26 protein-coding genes are annotated in these 21,045 nt (G+C 60.1%); 13 read left to right on the top strand and 13 right to left on the bottom strand.

Annotated elements, in window-relative coordinates; genetic code table 11:
• Nucleotides 1-108 precede the first annotated feature (108 nt).
• The 4 genes from P3C39_RS07075 (at nt 109) to P3C39_RS07090 (ending at nt 2,907) form a co-directional block, all read left to right on the top strand.
• Nucleotides 109-1,014 (top strand): aldose 1-epimerase family protein, encoded by a 906-nt coding sequence (locus P3C39_RS07075; protein ID WP_024505207.1) that lies wholly within the window; start codon nt 109-111, stop codon nt 1,012-1,014.
• A gap of 36 nt (nt 1,015-1,050) precedes the next feature.
• Nucleotides 1,051-1,473 carry a hypothetical protein gene (locus P3C39_RS07080; protein ID WP_275952993.1) on the top strand — a complete coding sequence of 141 codons (423 nt, stop codon included), beginning with the start codon at nt 1,051-1,053 and terminating at the stop codon, nt 1,471-1,473.
• A gap of 50 nt (nt 1,474-1,523) precedes the next feature.
• Nucleotides 1,524-2,186, top strand: coding sequence for a glutathione S-transferase family protein (locus P3C39_RS07085; protein ID WP_024505208.1), 663 nt, complete (start codon nt 1,524-1,526; stop codon nt 2,184-2,186).
• 64 nt (nt 2,187-2,250) lie between these two features.
• Nucleotides 2,251-2,907, top strand: a complete 657-nt coding sequence (locus P3C39_RS07090; RefSeq protein WP_013531516.1) for a DUF1629 domain-containing protein — start codon at nt 2,251-2,253, stop codon at nt 2,905-2,907.
• Nucleotides 2,908-2,909: 2 nt separating this feature from the next.
• Here the strand turns inward: P3C39_RS07090 and P3C39_RS07095 are convergent, their stop codons facing one another.
• On the bottom strand, nt 2,910-3,821 hold the full coding sequence (locus P3C39_RS07095) for an agmatinase (protein WP_275952994.1): 912 nt from the start codon (nt 3,819-3,821) through the stop codon (nt 2,910-2,912).
• Nucleotides 3,822-4,196: 375 nt separating this feature from the next.
• Between P3C39_RS07095 and P3C39_RS07100 the strand changes: the two genes are divergently transcribed.
• Together P3C39_RS07100 and P3C39_RS07105 are read left to right on the top strand one after the other, a co-directional pair.
• The gene (locus tag P3C39_RS07100) at nt 4,197-5,006 is read left to right on the top strand and encodes a nucleotidyltransferase family protein (RefSeq protein WP_013531518.1); all 810 of its coding nucleotides are present in this window, start codon (nt 4,197-4,199) and stop codon (nt 5,004-5,006) included.
• Nucleotides 4,999-5,748 (top strand): metallophosphoesterase, encoded by a 750-nt coding sequence (locus tag P3C39_RS07105; protein WP_013531519.1) that lies wholly within the window; start codon nt 4,999-5,001, stop codon nt 5,746-5,748. The genes P3C39_RS07100 and P3C39_RS07105 overlap by 8 nt, the downstream gene beginning before the upstream one ends.
• A gap of 39 nt (nt 5,749-5,787) precedes the next feature.
• Here P3C39_RS07105 and P3C39_RS07110 read toward each other — a convergent pair whose 3' ends face one another.
• The 3 genes from P3C39_RS07110 to P3C39_RS07120 all read right to left on the bottom strand — a co-directional run bounded on the left by P3C39_RS07110 (nt 5,788) and on the right by P3C39_RS07120 (nt 8,018).
• Nucleotides 5,788-5,973, bottom strand: coding sequence for a hypothetical protein (locus P3C39_RS07110; RefSeq protein WP_275952995.1), 186 nt, complete (start codon nt 5,971-5,973; stop codon nt 5,788-5,790).
• A 403-nt stretch (nt 5,974-6,376) separates the two neighbouring features.
• Nucleotides 6,377-7,567, bottom strand: a complete 1,191-nt coding sequence (locus P3C39_RS07115; RefSeq protein ID WP_013531522.1) for an NADH-quinone oxidoreductase subunit D — start codon at nt 7,565-7,567, stop codon at nt 6,377-6,379.
• Between the two features lie 55 nt (nt 7,568-7,622).
• Complete coding sequence (locus P3C39_RS07120; RefSeq protein WP_013531523.1) at nt 7,623-8,018, bottom strand: hypothetical protein; 396 nt, start codon at nt 8,016-8,018, stop codon at nt 7,623-7,625.
• A 251-nt stretch (nt 8,019-8,269) separates the two neighbouring features.
• Here P3C39_RS07120 and P3C39_RS07125 point away from each other — a divergent pair, with 251 nt between their 5' ends.
• Together P3C39_RS07125 and P3C39_RS07130 are read left to right on the top strand one after the other, a co-directional pair.
• On the top strand, nt 8,270-8,497 hold the full coding sequence (locus tag P3C39_RS07125) for a hypothetical protein (protein WP_023812003.1): 228 nt from the start codon (nt 8,270-8,272) through the stop codon (nt 8,495-8,497).
• Complete coding sequence (locus P3C39_RS07130) at nt 8,494-8,787, top strand: hypothetical protein (RefSeq protein ID WP_164745831.1); 294 nt, start codon at nt 8,494-8,496, stop codon at nt 8,785-8,787. The genes P3C39_RS07125 and P3C39_RS07130 overlap by 4 nt, the downstream gene beginning before the upstream one ends.
• A 55-nt stretch (nt 8,788-8,842) precedes the next feature.
• Here the strand turns inward: P3C39_RS07130 and P3C39_RS07135 are convergent, their stop codons facing one another.
• A complete protein-coding gene (locus P3C39_RS07135; RefSeq protein WP_275952997.1) occupies nt 8,843-10,750 on the bottom strand; it encodes a DUF4396 domain-containing protein in 1,908 nt (635 codons plus the stop codon).
• 192 nt (nt 10,751-10,942) lie between these two features.
• Here P3C39_RS07135 and P3C39_RS07140 point away from each other — a divergent pair, with 192 nt between their 5' ends.
• Entirely contained in the window at nt 10,943-11,371 is a 429-nt protein-coding gene (locus P3C39_RS07140; RefSeq protein ID WP_013531527.1) for a hypothetical protein, read from the top strand.
• A gap of 122 nt (nt 11,372-11,493) precedes the next feature.
• Here the strand turns inward: P3C39_RS07140 and P3C39_RS07145 are convergent, their stop codons facing one another.
• The 4 genes from P3C39_RS07145 to P3C39_RS07160 all read right to left on the bottom strand — a co-directional run bounded on the left by P3C39_RS07145 (nt 11,494) and on the right by P3C39_RS07160 (nt 14,550).
• Nucleotides 11,494-11,652: a hypothetical protein gene (locus P3C39_RS07145; RefSeq protein ID WP_275952998.1), complete on the bottom strand. Its 159-nt coding sequence runs from the start codon at nt 11,650-11,652 to the stop codon at nt 11,494-11,496.
• Nucleotides 11,653-11,735: 83 nt separating this feature from the next.
• Nucleotides 11,736-12,206, bottom strand: coding sequence for a YbhB/YbcL family Raf kinase inhibitor-like protein (locus P3C39_RS07150; protein ID WP_013531529.1), 471 nt, complete (start codon nt 12,204-12,206; stop codon nt 11,736-11,738).
• Nucleotides 12,207-12,253: 47 nt separating this feature from the next.
• Nucleotides 12,254-12,460, bottom strand: coding sequence for a hypothetical protein (locus tag P3C39_RS07155; RefSeq protein ID WP_013531530.1), 207 nt, complete (start codon nt 12,458-12,460; stop codon nt 12,254-12,256).
• A gap of 98 nt (nt 12,461-12,558) precedes the next feature.
• Nucleotides 12,559-14,550: a protein-L-isoaspartate(D-aspartate) O-methyltransferase gene (locus P3C39_RS07160; protein ID WP_024505215.1), complete on the bottom strand. Its 1,992-nt coding sequence runs from the start codon at nt 14,548-14,550 to the stop codon at nt 12,559-12,561.
• A 264-nt stretch (nt 14,551-14,814) separates the two neighbouring features.
• Between P3C39_RS07160 and P3C39_RS07165 the strand changes: the two genes are divergently transcribed.
• From P3C39_RS07165 to P3C39_RS07180, 4 genes are all read left to right on the top strand, one after another.
• Nucleotides 14,815-17,226: a phosphoketolase family protein gene (locus P3C39_RS07165; protein ID WP_024505216.1), complete on the top strand. Its 2,412-nt coding sequence runs from the start codon at nt 14,815-14,817 to the stop codon at nt 17,224-17,226.
• Entirely contained in the window at nt 17,223-18,401 is a 1,179-nt protein-coding gene (locus P3C39_RS07170; protein ID WP_275952999.1) for an acetate/propionate family kinase, read from the top strand. The genes P3C39_RS07165 and P3C39_RS07170 overlap by 4 nt, the downstream gene beginning before the upstream one ends.
• A 206-nt stretch (nt 18,402-18,607) precedes the next feature.
• Nucleotides 18,608-18,847 (top strand): hypothetical protein, encoded by a 240-nt coding sequence (locus tag P3C39_RS07175; RefSeq protein WP_275953000.1) that lies wholly within the window; start codon nt 18,608-18,610, stop codon nt 18,845-18,847.
• A 91-nt stretch (nt 18,848-18,938) separates the two neighbouring features.
• Nucleotides 18,939-19,151: a hypothetical protein gene (locus P3C39_RS07180; RefSeq protein ID WP_063168031.1), complete on the top strand. Its 213-nt coding sequence runs from the start codon at nt 18,939-18,941 to the stop codon at nt 19,149-19,151.
• Nucleotides 19,152-19,208: 57 nt separating this feature from the next.
• Here the strand turns inward: P3C39_RS07180 and P3C39_RS07185 are convergent, their stop codons facing one another.
• The 4 genes from P3C39_RS07185 to P3C39_RS07200 form a co-directional block, all read right to left on the bottom strand.
• On the bottom strand, nt 19,209-19,373 hold the full coding sequence (locus P3C39_RS07185) for a hypothetical protein (RefSeq protein ID WP_275953001.1): 165 nt from the start codon (nt 19,371-19,373) through the stop codon (nt 19,209-19,211).
• A gap of 164 nt (nt 19,374-19,537) precedes the next feature.
• On the bottom strand, nt 19,538-19,738 hold the full coding sequence (locus P3C39_RS07190; RefSeq protein WP_013531537.1) for a KTSC domain-containing protein: 201 nt from the start codon (nt 19,736-19,738) through the stop codon (nt 19,538-19,540).
• 80 nt (nt 19,739-19,818) lie between these two features.
• Complete coding sequence (locus P3C39_RS07195; protein ID WP_013531538.1) at nt 19,819-20,253, bottom strand: GFA family protein; 435 nt, start codon at nt 20,251-20,253, stop codon at nt 19,819-19,821.
• Nucleotides 20,254-20,326: 73 nt separating this feature from the next.
• Entirely contained in the window at nt 20,327-20,626 is a 300-nt protein-coding gene (locus tag P3C39_RS07200; protein WP_013531539.1) for a PRC-barrel domain-containing protein, read from the bottom strand.
• Nucleotides 20,627-21,045: the final 419 nt, after the last annotated feature.

A 21,045-nucleotide genomic window follows, 5' to 3' on the forward strand; every position in this document is an offset into this window, starting at 1 on the left:
CCTCCGGCCACAATTCGTTCCTGCAGAACCAGGCTGCACCTTGAGTCCCGAAGCGCTTTTGCTAGTCTGCCCACCGCGCCGGCCTTCAACAACGACCCGCGAGGAAATGTGGCACAGGACAGCCAAACGCTTCATGGCGACGGTATCTCGGCGACCATCGTTGCGCAGGGCGCCGAACTGATTTCGCTGCAAGATGCGCACGGATTCGAATTCCTGTGGCAGGCGGGGCCGGAATGGCGGCGTCACTCGCCGGTGCTGTTCCCGATCGTAGGGCGGCTGGCGGGCGATCATCTGCGCCATCGCGGCCGGACCTATCCAATGACGCAGCACGGGTTCGCGCGCGACAAGCCGTTTGCCTGGGCGCGGAAGGGGCCGCGATCCTGCACGCTGGTGCTCACCGACGATGTCGACACCCGGGCGCGCTATCCGTTCGCCTTTCGGCTTGAAGTGACCTACACGCTGGTCCGCCAGCAGCTTGATGTGACTTTCGACATCACCAACACTGGTGATGAGCTCCTGCCGGCATCGATCGGGGCGCACCCGGCATTCAATTGGCCCTTGCAGCCGGATCAGGCCAAGACGGACTACCGGCTGATCTTTGCCGATGATGAACCCGCGCCGATCCGCCGCCTTAAGGACGGATTGCTGCTGAAAACGCCGCAGCCGACGCCTGTCGAAGGCAACATACTCCCGCTCTCCGAGCGGTTGTTCGACGAGGACGCGGTGATCATAGACCAGCCCGCCAGCTCCAGCGTGCGTTATGCCGCCGAGCGTGGCCCGGCGATCGAGATGTCCTGGCAAGGGGTTCGGGAGTTGGGCGTCTGGTCAAAGCCGGGCGGCGCGCCGTTCCTGTGCATCGAACCCTGGCACGGCTTTGCAAGCCCGGTGGATTTCGATGGTGATTTTGTCGACAAACCAGGCCTGATGCTGATCGCGCCGGGTGCAAGTCGCGTGATGAGCTATCGGGTACGTCTGCTGCCAATAGCCAATTGGAGTGCGCTCAGTGAATTCTGAAACGATCGAGATCTACCATCCACGTGGTGTTTCAAATTGGGCCAATGGGACATTGGTGGTCTCAAGCTCAAAGTCTATGGTCTCGTCGCAGACAACAAAAAGATCGACGAACCCATGGCGACTCTGGCGCAGTCATTCGTGCGACAGGAGGTTCTGCCGCGTGTGGCGGACGAGGGTGACGAGAATGGCATGGGCTTTGTGATCATTCATCCTGGTGATCTCGGTGTGTCCATCTTAGCTCACTGGTGGATCCAGGGTTCGGTGCTTTGTCAGCACATCTATCGGAAGCTGTATTCCGCAACCGAACCGATGGACACGGTTAAGAGACCTGTTATTGCCTGTGTTTGGGAATTGGCTCTGATGAATGCCGAGCAGGAAGCTTGGCGAAAAACGATGATGAAAGGCGAGCCCAATCCATTGGGATACATGGGCGCTTGGGCTGACTTCGAAGCTGCATAGAGGCTGCTCATGATCGACTATTGCGTGGTCGCCCAGATCGTCGGTGCCCAATGAAGCTGTACTTCAGCCGCAATCCCAACCCTCGATTGGCGGTCGCGGTCGCACGCTATCTCGAAACGAAACTGGACTTCGAATTCGCCTCGCCATTCGCTGCCGGGCAAATGGAGAAATTTCGCCGGTTAAATCCCAACCTCTCACTGCCCATCCTTGTGGATGATGAGGGAAAGAGCCTCTGGGAGGCAGACGCCATAGCCTGCAGGCTGTCGCGCCACGCGCATTCGGATTTCTGGCGCACCGGCGATGACGAACCCGAGATGATCCGGTGGCTCAGCTGGGGCAAGGAGCACTTCGCACTCGCTTGCGACACGGTGCATTTCGAACGTGGGACGAAACAGCGGTACGGCATCGGCCCGATCGATCAGAAGCGGGTGGAGGAGGGCCTGAACCAATTCCATACGGCTGCGGCAATACTCGACGCCGTGCTTGCCGAGCGGCAGTGGCTGGTCGGCAATTCGGTTTCCTATGCCGATTTTCGAATGGCGACCTTCCTACCGTTCAACGACGCCGCCAGACTGCCGCTCGACGATTATCCCTCTGTCAGCCGCTGGTACCGTCGACTTGAAGACATCGACGCCTGGCGTGACCCTTTCAAAGGGATGGATGCACCCGAATTGCCGCCGGTGCCGCAAATGGCCGTCGCGGACCAGCGGTGAGAACGCGCGCGAAGAGCAGCGCAGCAGGCCGAACCTACCAAGGCGATGATGTGCGGGGGACCGGATGAACATCTATGTCCTGAGCGTGATCGAAGGACAGGAATGGGTCCTTCCTCGGCAGGCGGACGACTACCAGCTGTTTTCGACGCTCTGCGGCCGGAAGCAGACACAATGGCATCCGCCCAGGATGGAGATCCTGCGCGAACACGACGACGGTACGCTCCGGCAATATTCAGATTTTCCATGGCTTGGCGAGCATGTGCTCATCCTGCGAGCGAGGGCGTCGAAGTTGCTTCGGCCAACCCTCCAACCATACGGTGAATTCCTGCCGCTTCCTGCTGACGAGCCAATATCGCTCTTCAATGTCACCACCGTGATCGATGCGCTGGACGAGGAACGTTCAAAGATCGTTCGCTTTGACGATGGCGGCGTCATGGTGATCGAAAGCCTCGTCCTTCGAGCGGACGCAATCGGCGGTACCGAGATATTCAAGCTGCCCGAGCGTGCTGACGGGGTGCGAACATCCGATATTTATCTGCAGGAGACCATCGTACGCCGGATCGGGGAGCTTGGGCTCAAGGGCATTGCTTTCAACCTGGTCTGGAGCGACGAGCCGGTCGGACGAGGCAGGATCGAATACCCAGGTGTCAAAAAGGGCATTTCAACCGCAAGCTCGCTCACGCGCCTTTGGGCCGCTCTGCGGCGAAGAGCGGGATTTTGACATCAAACCTGCCGGACGACGGTGCCGACCACATTGACGAGAAGGCGCGCGGCGGTCAGCGCTGACAGGCCGTCAATATCGGCCGGAGGATAGAACTCGACAAGGTCGAATCCTGCGATCCTGGCCCGTTTGCCGAGGCCGGCGATCAGGTCGATTACCTGCGTGTAGGTGAGGCCGCCGGGTGTACGCGCCGCCACGCCCGGCATGATGCTTGGATCAAGGCTGTCGCAGTCGAGGGTGACGACGACCCGCGCGGCTTCCGGAATATGCCGTAGCGCGGCCTCGACGCCCTGGGCATGAACCTCGCGGGCGGTCACGAAGCGGCTGCCATAGCGCCGGGCTGCTTCGATTTCGGCGATGCGCGCGCTGCCGACGCTGCGCAGACCGATCTGCACCATGCCGGCGACATGCGGCATCTCGCTCGCCCTGCGCATCGGGCTCGAATAGCCGTGGCGTTCGCCATGAACCTCGTCGCGCCAGTCTATATGGGCGTCGATCTGCAGGACCCAGACCGGCCCGTGCTCTGCAAAGCCGGCGAGGAAGGGAATGGTCATGGAACAGTCGCCGCCGATCAGGATCGGCACAGCCGGCAACGTCAGGATCTCGCGCGTTTTTGCCTCGATCCTCGCCCGGTTGCCGGCATTGTCATGCATGGTGGTCAAGATATCGCCGGCGTCGACGCAAGAGTCCGGCTTGCCGTCGAACAGCGGGCCGCCAAGATCGAAATCCCAGTGCTCGACGAACGCGGCATCGTCCTGGCTGGCAGCACGGATGGCATTGGCGGCCAAGGCATAGCCGCTGCTGTCCTTGCCGGGATAGGTGCTGCCGTGACCGGCCCCGAAGATCACCGCACGAGGCACGCGGCTATCTGCAAGACGGTCGGGAAAGCCGAGAAAGGGAGGCGAGGGGGGCATGCCTTGATGGTCCTGATAATGGCTTGGCGCACGCCGATCAGGGTGCGGTTAGATCAAGCGCCTCGGCTTCAGCTTTGTACCCGATTGGGTAAGCCCAATAAACTCTAAAACGATCGAGATCGAGCACCCACGGGGTGTTTCAAATTTGGGCCAATGGGACATTGGCGGCGGCATGGGCCGATTCTGAGGCGACATAGAGACTTGCGCGCCGGCGATGACGTTGGGCCGGGCTTGGATCGGCAGGCGCGATCCCGAAATTTCCAGTACGTGACGAGAATGAGCCTTTGGCTGGCCGCCCGGTAGCGGAACCAGGCGGGGTTCACGTTGTTACCACAGCGGGCGACTGCCGGTTGCCGGATTCGGAGTCATCGTTTCATGACCAATGGCCCATTGCCTGAAAACGTTCTGGTCTCGCTTCCCATGATTGACGCAAAGGCGGCGCCGACGCTCAAAAATGCCGAGGCGGAGGTATTTTATACCGAAGCAATCCGCGAGCTTACCGCCACCGACATTCCCTTTCTGGTCGCCGGGACCTACGCGGTAAGCGCCTATACGGGTGTCACCCGCCAGACCAAGGACCTCGATATCTTCTGCAAGGCAGGCGACTACGCGCGGATCCTCGCCCATTTCAAGCAGCTTGGATATGCCGTCGAAATCGAGGACGACAGGTGGCTCGGCAAGGTGTTCAAGGGCACGCATTTCTTCGACGTCATCTTCGGCTCGGCCAACGGCACGGTGCCTGTTGGCGACCTGTGGCTGGAACACGCCCGCCAAACCGAGCTGTTGGGCAGCAGGGTGCGGATCATCGGCCCGACCGAACTCATCTGGTCCAAATGCTTTATCCAGGACAGAGGGCGACACGACGGCGCCGATATCGCTCATACGATTCTCAAGGCGGGCGATCAGATCGATTGGCACCGGCTGCTTTCTTATCTGGAGGTTCATTGGGAGGTTCTGTTGATGCAGCTTATCAATTTCAGATGGATCTATCCGAGCGAGCGGGATCATATCCCGGCGTGGTTGCTCGATGAATTGCTCGACCGCCTCGCCAAGCAACGGCAATTGCCGTCTCCAAGGATGAAGATCTGCCGTGGGCGGCTGCTTTCGCAAACCGACTACGAGATCGACGTCAAGGAATGGGGCTTCGCCGGCGTCGGTGGTGTGGGAGAATTCCGTGATGGCTGATCCCGTCAAGAGCAGCGCGCCCAAGGACGGCGCACGCGCGCTCAAAGTTGCCGCGGTCGGGGATCTCCATGTGCGGGAAGATGCACAAAACTCGTATCGAGACCTCTTCGGCGAGATATCGAGCGAAGCGGACATTCTCGTTCTCACGGGAGATCTGACCAATCTCGGCAAGCCTCGTGAAGCGGAGATGCTGGCCGAGGATCTGCGCAACTGCTCGATCCCGGTTGTGGCGGTGCTCGGCAACCATGACTACGAGTCCGGTGCGGTGGAAGACGTCACGAAGATCCTGCGGCAGGCGCATGTTCACCTCCTCGACGGGCAGACAGTCGAAATCGAGGAGGTCGGTTTTGTCGGCGTGAAGGGATTCATAGGCGGCTTCGGGTCACGCATGCTCGGCTCATTCGGGGAACCGGCGATCAAGACGATGGTCGCGGAAAGCGTGAACGAGGCAATGCGACTTGAAAATGCGATGCGCCAGGTGCGGGCCAAGCGCACGCTGGTGATCCTTCACTACGCGCCGATTGCCGACACCGTCGCGGGAGAACCGCTGGAAATATTTCCGTTTCTGGGCTCTTCACGTCTGGCCGAAACGATCGATCGATTCCAGGTCAGTGCTGTCGTGCACGGTCATGCACATCGCGGTTCTTACGAAGGCCAAACGCCTGGCGGAGCCAAGGTCTACAACGTCGCCATGCATGTGGCCAAGCCTGGCGGCCGCCCCTACGCCTTGCTGGAAATCTGATGCCAACGGCTTGCGCCGTCGATGCCCATTGGCCTGGACTCAGTTGGTGGCGTTGATCGACCTCGCCAACTCTTCCAGCTTGCGGGGATCGTTGCCGTGACGGCGCACCAGTTCGCGTGCCTGCCTTGACGGCAAATCGGTCGTGGCGGCCAGCTGTCGCACCTGCTGATCGTCGATGGTGACTTGCGGCAGTGTATGGTCGATATCTCCTGACTTGTCCTTCATCACGCTTCTCCTTGGTCGATTTCGACGACAACGGCTCGAAAATCCGACCGGTTCCGAACGATCTGCAACTTTTGCGCCGGCATCCGTGGGCGGACCAACGTGCGCCTGCCTTGAGGGCGCAACGATCTCGATGGGCTGGATTCTGCCAGGAACCATGCCACGGCGGACGAGTTGTTCCGACTGAACGGAGACAGTTAGATGCCACAGCCAAGACAGCCAGACCCAAATCGCGATATGCCCGTGCCGCCTCCAACATGGAAGCCGGAGCCGATCGAGGAACCCGAACCGGAAACGCTTCCGGACGAGACTCCGCTGCCCAACCCCGACGAGAATGAAGAGCCTCCCGTCCACGCATGAGACGGGAGTTTCTGCATCGCGGGGCAAGCGCGCAACCTCCCGAGGACTAACGATCTATCTCGCCAAACACGATGTCGAGCGACCCGATGATCGCGGCAACGTCGGCGATCATGTGCCCTCGAGACAGGAAATCCATCGCCTGCAGATGGGCGAAAGATGGCGCACGTATTTTGCACCGGTAAGGGACGTTGCCCCCGTCAGAAACCAGATAAACGCCGAATTCTCCCTTTGGCGCTTCAACCGCGGCGTAGACTTCTCCCGCCGGCACGCGATGCCCCTCGGTATAAAGTTTGAAATGCTGGATGGTCGCTTCCATAGAGCGTTTCATCGTGGCGCGCCGCGGCGGCGTGATCTTCTGGTTCGGAATCGCGACCGGCCCCTGGCCTTCGGGTGACCGCAGTTTTTCCAGGCATTGCTTCATGATCCGCACCGACTGGCGCATCTCCTCCATACGGACGAGATAACGGTCATAGCAGTCTCCGTTCTTGCCGACGGGGATGTCGAAATCCATGTCAGGGTAACATTCGTATGGCTGTGCCTTGCGCAAATCCCATGCCGCGCCCGATCCGCGTACCATCACGCCGGAAAACCCCCAGCGCCAGGCATCATCCAGCCCGATCACACCAACATCGACATTGCGCTGCTTGAAGATGCGGCTGCCGGTGAGCAGATCGTCGAGGTTGTCACAGACTTTGAGGAACGGATCGCAGAAAGCCCAGATGTCGTCGAGAAGCTTCGCAGGCAAATCCTGGTGCACGCCGCCGATTCTGAAGTAATTCGCATGCATGCGAGCGCCGGAGGCGCGCTCGTAAAAGACCATCAGCTTCTCGCGCTCCGCAAATCCCCAAAGCGGCGGCGTCAGGGCGCCGATATCCATGGCCTGGGTCGTGACATTGAGGAGATGCGACAGAAGCCGGCCAATTTCGCAAAAAAGAACACGGACAAGCTGCCCACGCTTTGGAACTGTTATGTCGAGCAGTTTTTCGGCGGCGAGGCAGAACGCATGCTCCTGGTTCATCGGCGCGACATAGTCGAGCCGATCGAAATAGGGCAGCGCTTGCAAATAGTTCTTGTGCTCTATGAGTTTTTCGGTGCCTCGATGGAGCAAGCCAATATGCGGATCGGCACGCTCGACGATCTCGCCGTCCAGTTCGAGCACCAACCGAAGAACACCATGGGCGGAGGGGTGCTGTGGCCCGAAATTGATGGTGAAGTTGCGAACGGCGGCTTCGACCATTGCTGCTCTCCGCGACTGCATTTCGCCGATTCAGTGATGCGTATGGTTCGATGCCTCAAGTCGTCGTCTGAATGATCAGCGTCAGCGTGCCATCGCCATCTATGTTTGCAGCGACAACCTGCGAGGAATTGAGCCCATTCGCTCTCAAAGCCGACGTCGCCTGAGGTGAGGCATCGACGGAGCTTTGCAGGCGAAGCAAATCTTCGGCGCTGGTCTGGTTAATCACGGCATCGGCCTGCGCCTTGATTTCGTCCGGCAAATCCTCGACGGCGACAATGGCGACGCCGGTGAAATTCAAACCGGCAGAGCCTGGATCGGGCGGCGCCAGCTCCGGCTGCGCTTCGCCCTGCGGTGGCGTCACCTGGGGAAGCTGCGGTCCGATAGTTTGGGCGTAGACGGGCTGAATGGTGACCGCCCCGGAAAGCGCGACAGCTATCGTCAACATGCGCATGGTCGCTCCTTGCATTCTTCGAGGGAGATTTTGAAGAAACCCCAATGCTGAGCGATGGTTCCGCAAGGCCGGTCCCACCGGGCGATTTCGCCCCAACTCACCCCAGAGAGACGCCGAAAACCCTGGCCAAGGCGTTCGTCACACGGCTGTCTCCAACCGGTTGGGCAGCTCCGTACGGATTCGTACCATCGATTGATCTGCACCTTGGACAGGATCAAAATGAAGCTGAGGTGACCATGGGAGGGAGCCGCATGAGCATCGCCAGATGGGCAATAAGACCTGTCGGTACCGCCAAGGCGTTTCTGGCAGAAGAGCTTCGAAGTGCGCGATACGGCGACATCGTTTCGGTCAAAGCGGCGATAGAGGCCGCTCGCAGGGACGCGCCTTATTTGCAGGATACAGATGATGAATTGATGGAGACGATCGTCGAGCTGGCACGGGAACTGGGTCTGGCCGTCCTTTTTGACTCTCGCGATTGACCGATGAGCCATGGTCGATGCGATTTGGTACGAAATCGACAATTGGCTCATGGTCGAAAATGCGCAATCATTGGGAAATGGGACGACGGCTGGACGACAAACTCGATTGCAAGGCTTGTGGGACCATCCAAATGGACATTCCCGACGACGCCAACGAGTCGACGCCAATTCATTGCAGCAATTGCGGCGCCTTTCTCGGCGAATGGGGTGAATTGCAGGATGATTTCTACCGCCAGGCTCGCGGTACCGAAGCATTCGACTTGCGCAACGGAACCATTATCAAGAAGTAGCGCGCAACAATGCGCCCCCGGATGACACAGGTAAATCCACAGGGGGGTGGCAGATCTAACCGACGTCGATCACGACCATCAGCCCGCCGCCGCCCTTTTCCTCGACATTGTTGTTCGTCGTGTGATGCGGGATGTGGCAATGGATGAGCCACTTGCCGGGACGCCGTGCCTTCCAGACGACGTCATAGCGCTGTCCTGGCCCGACATTGATCGTATCGGCCAGAAAGCGCGCCGAGGGAGGAAGCGTCTCACCGTCACGAGCGACGACCTCGAAGGGTCCGCCATGGATATGCATGGGATGGACGAAGCCATTATTGGTGCCGATGAAACGCACCTTCAGCGTCTCGCCCACCTTCATGGGGATGGCGTCGGTTGCGGGATAGGCCTTGCCGTTGATGGTGAAGAAGTTCGGCGTACCGCCTTCCATCGGCATCGAAGGGTAGGTCAGTCCATCGCGCACCAGCCATTCCTGAAGTTCGATCACATAGTCGTGGTCAGCCTGAACCTCGTCGGCGGGATTGGCAGGGTCGATGATCAGCGCCCCATAGAGCCCCAGCGCCTGGGTACGGTCCGGCTTGGCATGCGGATGATAGAAATAGGTCCCGTGCTGGGTCGCGGTGAATTCGTAGGAATAGGATTGCCCAGGCTCGATCGGCGGCTGGGTGATCTCGGCGGGCCCATCCATCTGGTTCGGCAGGATCATGCCGTGCCAATGCACCGTGGTCTCCTCAGGCAGGTCATTGGTGACGTCGATGCGAACCTTATCGCCCTGGCGAATGTGGATGCGCGGACCGGGGATCTGGCCGTTGTAGGCATAGGCGTCGACCGCGACATTGGGCAGGATCTGCCAGCGGACCACTGAGGGCCTGAGGTCGAACACCTTGACGCCGTTCTCCAGGCGGAATGGCAGTTCCTGGTCGCCTTTGGCGGCAAGGCCATAGGATGCCGTGACGCGATGCGGATCGGTTGCAGCCATGTCACGCATGGCTTCCGCCGGCGTGTCGCGGCCCATGATCATGCCTTGCGGCATGATCGCCCCGCCGACGTCACGTGCCGAAAGCGTCAGGTTCAGCCAGTTCGCCGGTGCGGCCATGCCAATCGCCAGCGCCAGCACCGAGACCATGCCGAGGGCTGCTATCTGCGGCGTCGTGGCGTCCGTCTCCATCTGATGGCCGTTGCGTTTGGGTTTGTGGGATGTGTTGGCGTGGCCTTGTCGTCGATCATCGCCGGCGCGGGCATGATGCGTAGCGTGCTGTTGCTGGGCGGTCGGCTCTCGACTGCTCATTTCGGCCGCCTGCGGGCGCTGCGTCATCAACCCGTGCTTCAGTCCGCGGGCGACCAGCCAGACATTGGAGGGATAGGCAAGTGTGAAGCCGGCAATGACGCCGATCGACATCACGCCCCAGAACAAGAGCTCGGTCGGCTCCATCGCGCGCATGTCGCGCCCCATCATCAGGAAGCTCATGACGGGCGCCATGCCGGCCATCATGAAATTCATCGAGATGAACTCGGGCAGGAAGCTCTTGCGCACATTCTCCCAGTAGGTGCCGCCCATCATCGATTTCATGAACAGCGACTGGAAGATGAACAGGCCGAAGGCGAAACCCGCCAGATATTCGACGATGAGGTCGAGCCACATCGGCAGGCCAAGCGTTGCCGTGATGACCGCCGCGAGAATGATGCCGGTCGCATCGCCGGCAACGCAGTGGATGGTCGAACCGACGCCCTGCTTCCACAGCGGCCTGGTGAAGTCTTCATGCTCGCCCGGTCGTGGCTCTTTGTCTGCAAGCACATAAAGCAGCAGCCCCAATGGACCCATATAGAGGGTCACCAGGATGAAACCCCATTTCATCACCACCGGTTCGGGATTGTTGCGGTATTGATCGAAGCCGACATAGAGCGTCGAGGCGGCGGCAAGAGCGAACCAGACAGCAAGGAAATAGTCGATTGGCTGGATGAACATGGATGCATCCCGTCGCGGATCAGCGGTTTGTCACAAGCAGCCCCCGCCGATGAACGCAGCACGTGTGTTTATGATCCCGTCGGCCCAATCCGGTTGTGTCGAATTCTCCAGCCTGGCGCTCTTGTCGAAGCATTACGGCGCGGTAATTCCCTTGAAGGCGTGGGCGCTTCGCTGCCTCAACAGGAGCTGGCCATGAAACATCAAACACTCGACCAACTGCATGCCGTCGCCAAGATTGAATCGTCGGCTGCATATTCCGCAATGACACGAAATCAGCGCATAGAGCGCTGGGCTGAACTGCTGGAGCGTAATCCCGAGCGATGCCTTGGCGCGTTTGCAGGCACCGAACATCTGCACCCCGAAGCACGTGCAATGATGCGGGGCGAGGGAACCGCAATTTCGGTTGCTTTCGAAGATCCAGTGCTGCGCGCATCGGGTTTGAAAGACGATACCTACGGCGAGGCAAAGCGCTTTTTCGAGCTGAACGACTGGCAGTTGCACGACATCGTCTGCGATTGCCACGTCGGCTCAACCATGAAAGCGCGCTGGGCTGCGACGCGAGTCCGCTCAGCCGTCAGCGGCAGGTTCTTTGCGTGGTTGCGGCAAAGGATAATGCGCTGACCCAGTTGGGGATCGTCGTCGCCCGCTGCGGCTTACGATCCCCTGTCTTGCCGATTGGATGTCTTGCCGATTGGATGTCTTGCCGATTGGATGTCTTCCGATCGGATATCTTGCGATGCGGATCAACGCTTGTCCTGGTATAGCCGGTCGGTCGCCCGGTCGCTTTCCCTTCGTTCGGCGGGCCCACGCCGGCGGCGTGCGATAACTGCATAGGCCAACAGCACGATCAGCAACAATGGGCCGCCGGCAACGACGACCAACCACATGATATCTCCAGACATGGCGGCATCTCCTTTCCCAGACAACCGGCAAGGAGGAGAACCGTTCCGCGCAGCAGCAGGGTAATGCCACCTCGGTCATCAACTTACGGATTGCGTTCGTAGGTTCCGATGAGTTCTGCCTGCTCGAGCGAGTGTTTCTGCGCCTCCCGCCAGATGCGCTCGACGCCTGCGCTGGCCGGAATGGCAAGGCTCGGCGTGTCGAGCGCGGCCAGCCGGAAATGGTAATGGTGGACGCCATGTCCGACCGGGGGTTCAGGGCCGTCGTAATAGGCGTTGCCAAAATCATTTGTTGCTTGCCTAAGGGCACCGGGACCTGGCTTGCCGCTTTCCGCCTCGGGAAGTTCCCTTGTCTCCGCGGAGATGTTGAATACCGCCCAATGACCAAACGTTCCGCTCGGCGCATCAGGATCCTGAACGACGAGAACGAGGCTTTTGGCGTCGTCCGGTACTCCAGACCATTTCAGCGGCGGCGATACGTTTTTGCCGTCTCGTGTATATCTTTCGGGAATTGGTCCGCCTTCGGCAAAGGCGGCGCTGCTGAGGGCAAGTGGCATGGTTCACTCCTTCCGGGAAAGTTGATCGCAGCGATGCCAACGGCATGCTATTTGTTGGTCCGCATCTTTTGTCTTGGATCGATCCCGCCAGCAGCGGTCGTGTCGTTCTCGACATCGCCTTCGACCGTGTTCTCGCCTTCAAGCTCGAACTCTTCGCCTTCCTTGATCGTTCCCTTGGAAGTCCCGATACCAGGATTGTTCGCCAAGTCGGCATCGCTCGGTTTTTTCCATTTCGGATGTTTGGTTCCGGTCATGAGAAAACTCCTTCGACGGGATTTCAGTTTAAAAATGCAAGCCAGATGGGCCGTTCCGGTTCCAGGGCTCTGCTTCATCGGCTCGCCGCGCGCGCCGGTTAGAGTCCGAATGGATAGGTGTCGGGAACGCCGGTTCTTGCATGCTCCGGGCCAAGCGGCGTCACTGCCGCGGTTTTGTCGAACCATAGGAACGCGTCGAACTGCTGGGGCAGGGAAGCGTCCGCATAGTGGCTGCCCAGCTCGGTTTCCGGCCGGTAGATTACCCCGATGAATCGCTCCAGCCTGCGTTCCAGCAGCCGCTCACGCAGCGTCTTGTCGCGCCCGAGGTCGAGCAGGAACCGCGATACGAGAGAATCGTGGCAAAGCCGTTCGTAGCTGTCGGCGTGCGACGCGCGAACCTGCTTCACCTCCATTTCGCCATCCCAGTCGCTTGCGGCCGCTACAGTGCCGGAGTGCGTGCCCATACCGATTAGCGCTGCCTCATCGCCGAAACGCTGCCGGCAGAGCTGACCGATGTTCAGTTCGTCCCTGACGACACCCATCTCGGTAAAGCGGGCATCGCCGATATGGGAATTGTGCGCCCACACCACCGCCTTGGAGTTGGGGCCGCCGGCGTCCAACAAATGTTCCAAGGTCTCGAACATGTGGGTGTCGCGCAGGTTCCAGGACTCCGCACCGCCATAGTACATGATCCGGTAGTAGTGTTCGGCGGACGCGATCAGCCGGGCATTCTGACTGGCGTCGAGAAAGTCGGTTCCGTCCTGTTTTGCATAATCGAGTTGTCTGGCGAGCAAGTCCCGGCATTGTTCCAGCACGGCTTTCTCGCATTTTTTATAGCCGGCGGTGAGCACCGCACGGCCGTAGGTAGACGGTTCGTGTTGCCAGGGCGTCAGGCAACCATACCGTTCGCGTGCGATCTTGGCTGCCTGGGGATCGACCCGGTCGAGATAGTCGAGGACCGCGCCTATGGACCCGCTCATATTGTAGATGTCCAGGCCGTAGAACCCTGCTTGCTCCGAAGGTTCTAGCTTCTCGTTGCGACGGCGCATCCAGTCGGAGAAGGCCGCGACATCGGTGTTGCGCCACATCCACGTCGGAAACCGCTGGAATGGCGCACCGGCGCCTGTTCGCGGCCGACGATGGCGAACGTAGCGGTCGATCGCCGCCGCATCGGGCCAGTCCGCCTCGACCGCGACGATGGTGAAGCCGTGCCGTTCGATAAGCCTGCGGGTGATCGCCGCGCGCGCCCTGTAGAACTCGGACGTGCCATGGCTTGCCTCGCCAAGCAGAACGACGCGCCGGTCGGCGAACCGATCGAACAATGCGCCGAAGGCCGGATCGTCGAAATCGGGCAGCGGTTCAGCCGCGGCCGCGATCATATCGGGCAGGCTGATTGGATGCGGATGTCGAAGTGGACGACCGACCTTGGTGACGGTGCCGTTTTCCGACCAACCCTGCTCGCCGATGAGAGGGACGAAGCGCACGCCGCCGAAATCCTCCTCGCTGTAGGTTGCGGCACCTGTCCGGGTGACTTTGAGCAGGCGTTGCAAATCGGGGTCGTTGCCGACCGGAATGACGAGCCTGCCGCCGACATCGAGTTGCTCCTGAAGGGCGAGCGGTGCGCCGGGACCGCTGGCTGTCACCACGATGGCATCGAACGGCGCCGCCTGCGGCCAGCCCTTGGTGCCATCGCCTGTCCGGACCTCGATGTTTCGATAGCCGAGTTTTTCAAACCGCCGTTTCGCCGTTTCTGCCAAACCGGGATGACGCTCTATGGTGTAGACCTGTTCGACGATCCGGCTCATCACCGCGGCGGCGTAACCCGAGCCGGTGCCGATTTCGAGCACGTGGTCACCCGGTTTGACGTCCGCCATTTCGATCATGAATGCGACGATATAGGGTTGCGATATGGTCTGGCCGTCGGCGATCGGCAGCGGCGTGTCTTCATAAGCAAATTCCTCGAAACCGGGTTCGACGAAGGCCTCGCGTGGAACTTCGCGCATCGCCTGCAGAATTTCACGGTCATGGATGCCACGCCGGCCGACGTGGATATTGACCATTCGATCACGGGCACGAGGAAGATCGAGCATCTTTTAGCTCCCTTTGGTGCAACGCTTCGAGGTTGTCCTTCGCGGTAGCTGCCTTGAACCTGGCCTTCGCGATTCCAGTTTCTAACCGCTGGAGGACTTCAAGGTTCCCGCCTATTTGCGGACAGAGCCGCTCGCTCCACCGGGATAGCGACCGGTCTCTTGGCCGCTCGGGTCGCGACACTGTCCCGGACGGCGGCAGTCGGGGGTTGCTCAAGCGCAAAGATGCCCCAGTTATCACCAGCGAACCGAAAGCTGGAGATGTCGATGAACGACAAGGCTGCCGCGACGCCGCAGGCTATCGGCCACGAACGGATCGACCTCATGGACCGTTACTGGCGCGCCGCGAATTACATCTCGGTCGGCCAGATCTATCTGCTCGACAATCCGCTGTTGCGCGAACCGTTGAAGGCCGAGCACGTCAAGCCTCGGTTGCTTGGCCATTGGGGCACGACGCCGGGCCTGAATTTTCTCTACCTGCATCTGAACCGCGTTATCCGCGAACGCGACCTCGATGTTCTGTTTATCTGCGGCCCGGGCCATGGCGGTCCCGCAATGGTCGCCAACACATGGCTCGAGGGCACCTATAGCGAGATCTATCCCGATATCGGGCAGGGCGAAGACGGCCTCAGGAAACTGTTCCGGCAGTTTTCCTTTCCCGGTGGCGTGCCAAGCCATGCCGCGCCCGAGACGCCAGGCTCCATCCATGAGGGCGGTGAACTGGGATATGCATTGGTTCATGCCTTCGGTGCGGCCTTTGACAATCCGGGTCTGGTGGTTGCCTGCGTCGTTGGTGACGGCGAAGCCGAGACCGGTCCGCTGGCGGCGGCATGGCATTCCAACAAGTTCCTGAACCCAGCGTCGGACGGCGCCGTCCTGCCGATCCTGCATCTCAACGGCTACAAGATCGCCAATCCGACGATCCTCGGCCGCATGGACGATCAGGAATTGCGAGACCTTTTCGCCGGCTATGGCTACGAACCGTTCTTCGTCGAAGGCCACGAGCCGCTTGCCATGCACCGGTCCATGGCCGCGACGCTCGACACGGTGCTCGATCGCATCCGTTCCATTCAGGAGCAGGCACGGGCTCCGGGATGGCATGGTCAACGCCCGAAATGGCCGATGATCGTGCTGCGCAGCCCCAAGGGATGGACCGGGCCGAAGGAGGTCGATGGCGAAAAAGTCGAGGGTTTCTGGCGCTCGCATCAAGTGCCGGTATCGAACGCTCGAGGGAATGAGGAGCACCGCAAGATCCTCGAAAACTGGATGCGAAGCTACGAGCCGGGAGAGCTGTTCGACGAAAGCGGGCACCTGTTGCCGGAGCTTGCGGCACTTGCCCCGACAGGGACAAGGCGCATGGGCGCAAGCCCGTACGCAAATGGCGGCCTGCTGAAGCGCGATCTGATGCTTCCAGATTGGAAAAGCCTGGCGCTGGAAGTGCCGCGTCCAGGTGGCGTCATTGCCGAGGCGACGCGGATTTGCGGAAGCTATCTTCGCGAGGTGTTCCGCCTCAATGCCGAGGCGCGAAACTTCCGCCTGATGGGGCCGGACGAGACATCCTCCAACCGCCTCGACGACGTGTTCGAGGTCACCGATCGGATCTGGATGGAGCGCATCGAACCCTATGACGTCCATCTTTCCCGTGATGGTCGCGTCATGGAAGTGCTGAGCGAGCATCTCTGCCAGGGCTGGCTTGAAGGCTATCTGCTCACCGGCCGCCATGGCCTGTTTTCATGCTATGAGGCCTTCATTCATATCGTCGATTCGATGGTCAACCAGCATGCCAAATGGCTGAAGACCTCCGGCGAGCTCGCTTGGCGCAAGCCGATCGCCTCGCTCAATTACCTTTTGACCTCGCATGTCTGGCGGCAGGATCACAATGGTTTCAGCCATCAGGATCCGGGCTTTGCCGATCTGGTCGCCAACAAGAAGGCCGACACGGTAAGGCTCTATTTCCCGCCGGACGCCAACACCCTGTTGTGGATCACCGATCATTGCCTGAGAACCTATAACCGCATCAATGTCATCACCGCCGGCAAGCAGCCGGGACCGCAATGGCTGTCCATTGAAGAAGCCGGAGCGCATTGCAAAGCTGGAGCGGGCATCTGGGAATGGGCCGGCACGGTTGCTCAGCACGAGGAGCCCGATGTGGTCATGGCCTGCGCCGGCGATGTGCCGACCCTGGAAACACTGGCCGCGACAGACATTCTGCGCTCCGCGATCCCCGACCTGAAAATCCGCGTCGTCAATGTTGTCGACCTGATGACATTGCAGTCGAACACGGAGCATCCGCACGGCCTGCCCGACGGGGACTTCGACGCGTTGTTCACGAAAACACGGCCCGTCATCTTCGCCTATCACGGCTATCCCTATCTCATTCATCGCCTGACATACCGCCGCGCCAACCATGACAACATGCATGTGCATGGCTTCCGCGAGGAGGGCACCACGACGACGCCATTCGACATGGTGGTGCTCAATGAACTCGACCGCTACCATCTCGCGCTCGCCGCCATCGAACGCGTGCCGGGACTGGCCGAAAGGGCCGAAGGGCTTGCCGGCGAACTCCACGGCAGGTTGGCGAAGCACAAGGCCTATGTGCGCGAGCACGGCGAAGACATGCCCGAAATCCAGAAATGGAGCTGGCCCGACAAAGCCGCGACAAAGGGGCGCCAATGATGCGTCGGTCGATCCTGGCGCTGAATGCCGGCTCGTCCAGCATCAAGTTCGCGCTTTACGATCTTGTCTCATCACGGGATATGCAACTCGTTTCACGCGGCACGCTGGACCTGGGCGACAAACCCACGCTGCGCGCAAAAGCGGCCGACGGAACGGTGCAGTGCGATCGGCCGCTCACCGCCGACAAGCGGCGTGACGCGGCCATAGGCGAGATGCTGAATTGGGTGCAGGGCGAAATTGGGGAAAGAAACCTGATCTGCGCCGGCCATCGCATCGTGCATGGCGGAAGCGAGTTCATCGAACCTGTCCGTCTGACCCCATACATCATCGACGCCATCGACAAACTTACGCCGCTTGCTCCGCTGCATCAGCCTCGCAGTCTCGCGCCCGTCCGTGCAATAGCCGCCTTGCAACCGGACCTGCCACAGGTTGGCTGTTTCGACACCGCTTTCCACCAGACGATCGATCCGCTCGTGCGGCGCTTTGCCCTTCCGCGCCAGTATGAAGAGCAAGGCTTGCGCCGCTACGGGTTCCACGGTCTCTCCTATGAATACATCGCCGGGCGGCTCAGCGAGATATCGCCAATTTTCGCGGCGAAACACACGATCGTCGCCCATCTCGGCAATGGGGCAAGTCTTTGCGCCCTGCACGGGGGCAAAAGCATCGATACCACGATGGGTTTTTCGGCCCTGGATGGCCTCGTCATGGGCACGCGGTGCGGCGCCATCGATCCCGGCGTGCTGTTGTATTTCCTGCTGGAAAGAGGCATCGCGGCGGAAGAACTGCAGGCGATGCTCTACGAGAAGTCGGGCCTGCTCGGCGTATCCGGTATTTCCGGCGACATGAGGACGCTCGAAGCGAGCAATGATCCTCGCGCCCAAGAGGCGATGGCGCTTTTCGCCTTTCGCGCCGCGAGAGAGGCCGCGGCGCTTGCAAACACGATGGGTGGCCTTGAATGCCTGGTGTTCACCGCCGGCATCGGCGAACGGTCCGCGACCATCCGCAAGGCCATATGCGAAAAATTGACCTGGCTTGGCGTGGTGCTTGAAGATCGCGCCAACAACACCCACGCCGAGATCCTCAGTCGTCCCGAGAGCAAGGTGGAAGTACGCGTGATTGCGACCGATGAGGAAAGTGTCGTTGCACGTCACAGCCGCACGGTGATGCAAGCCTGAACGCTCGCCTCGGCATCGGAAAATCGGCTGTCGGTTCGGCCCGATGAAAGCGCGGGCAAGGGTATCCCTGTACGAAAATTACCAAGCAAGCGGTCGGGGGAACCAACTGCCCATAGAAATATTGTGCGAGCAATCCCGGCTAACCCCGAGATCGTCGGCCGATGATCAGGCCGACAGCCTTACTTCAGGCATTGGCTGAGGAATCCATGTTTACGGACGACGTTGCGGTGAGGCGCCTGAAAATCCTGGTCGAGCAATATGTCGAGGCACGCAAGAAACGCCACGATGTGATCTCTACCGCCAAGGCCGGGACCGCAATTCGAGAGGTGATGCCAAGTTGCCCGCTTTCCGGAAAGGCCTTCGATGATCTGATAGCGGCCTGCGCCATCGAGCATGGCCTCGCTGTGCTCTTCGACAATCCGGGGACATCAGGCACTGAAGTCTGAGGCTGGCGCTTCCGATGCCACCATCGCGATGGGCAGGAGTTCAATCGGCATGTCCAGGTACTTTTTCGACCTTCGAGATGAGAGCGGAAGCTTGCAGGAGGATCCCGAGGGCCAGGAATTTTCTGATCTCGCGAGCGCTGAGGAAAACGCGATGGCGTCGGCGAAGGAAATCCTTGCCGAAGAGCTGCTGCATGGCAGGCCGCTGCGTACCGGATTGACCTTCGAGATTTTTGACGAGAACCGCAACCTGGTGCTGCGCTTTCCTTTTGCGCTCGCGGCCGAAAAGGCCGGGGCTCCCCCTTAATCCCGTATTGCCTGGCCGATCACCTGCAGGGTCCATACAGGTCGCCTCATGCGGGTCCTATCCTTCCGCCTTGAAGTTTCTGGCTTCCTTCTCGACCTTGGGGCTGTCCTTGCCATGCTTTTGCATGAGCTCCTTGGCCTGCTTGGGTGAGACGTCGGTGGTCTCTGCCAAGCGCAATGCCTTCTTGTCCTTGCTTTCGGTCTTCTGCTTCTTGGCCCTCATGGCTCTTGAACTCCCTTGAAGCCTTTTCCGATCGATCTTTGCCGGTGCGAACACCTGAGCATGTCCAGATGAACACTGTCGTTGCCTGGCTTGCTTCGACGACGAGACGTCAACGAGACGATGCCGGTCAGGTTCCGTGCATCGCCTGCTCATGTCCAAACTTGTCACGCCACGCGGCGGTACCGATGGCGGTCGCGGATGAACTCATTGAAGAAGCGGCCTTTTGAGGAAGCTTTGGTGAAAGCGGCATAAGTTGCCGGTGCAACATCCTCATATTCGTAGCGTCTGCCGCTCGGCACAAACCAGACCGACAGGATCCTGGTGGCGGGATCGTATTGCGCATTTCGGATCACGGTCGATGGCATGGTCGCACCCGACAGGTCTGCCCGAATAACCCGTTAGCGATCGTCAGGTTCCGCCGATATCCTGGCGTCACGCACCGCGACTACCGGTCGCGCGGGTTGCCGAACTTCGGGTCGCGCTTCCTTGAATATCGGTCGATGCGTGGCAGGCTGTCATCAAACTCGATCCACGGCAGCCTCAGGTCCCAATAGGCATGGGCTTGCGGCCGAAACCCTTCAGGGTTGTCAAAGAAGCCGATCGTCACATAGAACTCGTCCGGCAGGCCTTCGTCGCTATAGCCTATCGAGCTTCCACAGTCTGGGCAGAACGTGCGGGTGACGCCTGGCGTTTGGGAAAAGGCCTTCGGCGTCCCTCTAAGGAGCTGAAATTGCTTCGGCCGGTACCCAACCCAGATCGTCAGCGGACTTCCGATGGCCCGGCGGCAATCGTCGTCGTGATCGTAGCATATCCAGAAAGGCTCTCCGTCCAGGGCTGCGGCGATCCCTCCGCAGAAGCAGGCTCCGGTTTCGCGCCGCATCGTCTGTCCACCCTGTTGCGCCTAAGAGAGAGCGGCCGAGTGGCCGCTCCCGTTCAAGGTGAAGTCCTTGAAATCATGCATCGTGATGCTCGGGCATGCTCTTGAGCTGATCCTTGGTCCAGTTCGTCACCGCGTGAACGTCGCCGTCTTCATCGCGCATGAATTCCAACTGGCTTGCGGGAACGGCCACCGGCTTGGCGCCAATGCCGAGAAAGCCGCCGACATCGATGACGACCTGACTGGCGGCTCCTGAGCCGTGCACATGCGAAACGCTGCCGACTTTGTTGTCGTCTGCGTCGTAAATCGTGGCGTCTTCGAGAATGTCTGGTGTCAGTTCGGTGCTTGTGAGGCGTACGTGGTTGGTGTGATCCATCTTTCGAGACTCCTGTTGGGTGGAATATTTGAACCTCTCAGCCGAGCAATCGTTCCGAACAATTCCGGGGGCGACGGACGGACGACGCAAGGACGCTAGAAGCCTCAACTCAGCCTCCGTCCGAATTGACTCGCAAAGCTCCGTACGGAAGCGTACAAAAGGAAATCGTCAGCAGCACAGTTGGGGCGCTGACGCTTGGGAGTGACCATCGCTCTTGCCCATCACGAGGCATGGTGTTGCACGGCGAAGGAGCCCGAGCACCCCGGTCTGCCATTGGGCGCGATGACCGCGCTGGCGCGGGATACAGGCGCCACTGAACAACAGATACGCGAAATCATATCGCTCCTCGGGTTCGATCGCGCCTCTATCCTGCGGGAGGCTCGTTTGCTGGCGAAAGATAGTCAGCCAACAAGGCCTTC

It is taken from the genome of Mesorhizobium sp. XAP4 (genome assembly GCF_029269325.1).
In the GTDB taxonomy this organism is placed as follows: Bacteria; Pseudomonadota; Alphaproteobacteria; order Rhizobiales; family Rhizobiaceae; genus Mesorhizobium; species Mesorhizobium ciceri.